We start from the raw sequence: 1,107 nt of genomic DNA, 5'->3' as shown, positions 1-1,107 counted from the left end.
TTCGCATTGCTTTATTGATCAATTCATCGCGTTGAGCGTGAAGCTCTTGAGGAAGCGATTCGTAGAGGTAATCGAATCCAGTTTCAGGCGCTTGTTGAGGCAAGTTTAGGTAGCGTTCAACCGCGAGCTCGACTTGTTCCTTGCAGTCGCTTTGCCATTGTTGCTCTTGTTCATCGCTCCAAGCACCTTGATTGATCAAAAAGGTTTTTAGTCGGCTCACGGGCTCGAATTGCCATGCGGTTTGCACGTCATCTGCATTACGATAACGCGTCGCATCGTCGGCGGTGGTGTGGTCACTTAGGCGATAACTTACCGCTTCGATCAGTGTCGCCCCTTTGCCTTTTCGTGCTCGCTCTAATGCGGTCATGGTAGCGTCATACATAGCAACAACGTCGTTGCCATCGACGGTAATCCCTGGAATGCCAGCGCCTTTTGCTTTTTCAGAAAGAAACTCCGCCGCGCATTGCAAACTGCGTGGTACAGAAATCGCCCACTGGTTGTTATTCACCACAAAAACCAACGGAATGTTCCATGTCCCTGCGCAGTTGATGGATTCGAGAAAGTCTCCTTTGGATGTCCCACCGTCGCCACACATGACCAGTGCCGCTTCATGGTTGCCTTGAATTTTCAACGCAGAAGCAACGCCGACCGCATGTGTACATTGTGTTGCGATTGGGACACAAAATGGCAAGTCTCGGCTTGGGATAGGGCTGCCTTCTGGCGCGAAGTCACTGCCGCGCTCATCGCCGCCCCAATATTGAAGGTTTTTTTCCATACCAATGCCACGACACCACATCGCAGGCATATCGCGATAATAAGGGACGAAGACGTCATCGGTTTTTAATGCCCGTCCTACCGCTATACCAATGGCTTCTGAGCCAAGGTGTGAAGGGTAGGTACCTAGCTTACCTGTTCGTTGCAACGCAACGGCTTTCTGATCGTAGGTGCGAGTTAATACCATGTCGCGGTAAAACCCGACCAAAGTTTCAATGTCAGCCCAGTTGGGTAGTTGGCCGACTAGGTTCCCATCATGGTCGATAAACCGATGCATGGGTAATGCCTGAACGTTCATCTCAAGCTCCTTTTGACGCTGCGGGTCTTTTGGAC

1 protein-coding gene is annotated in these 1,107 nt (G+C 50.9%); it reads right to left on the bottom strand.

Going from position 1 to position 1,107, the window contains the following annotated elements:
• Window positions 1–1,072 (bottom strand): pyruvate dehydrogenase (acetyl-transferring) E1 component subunit alpha (gene pdhA, locus R7P67_RS25905; protein WP_318086466.1); only part of this gene is annotated, 1,072 nt, incomplete at its 3' end.
• Between the last annotated feature and the right edge of the window lie 35 nt (window positions 1,073–1,107).

The organism is Vibrio sp. Vb0937 (genome assembly GCF_033338855.1).
This window is presented reverse-complemented; position numbering and strand designations above follow the sequence as displayed.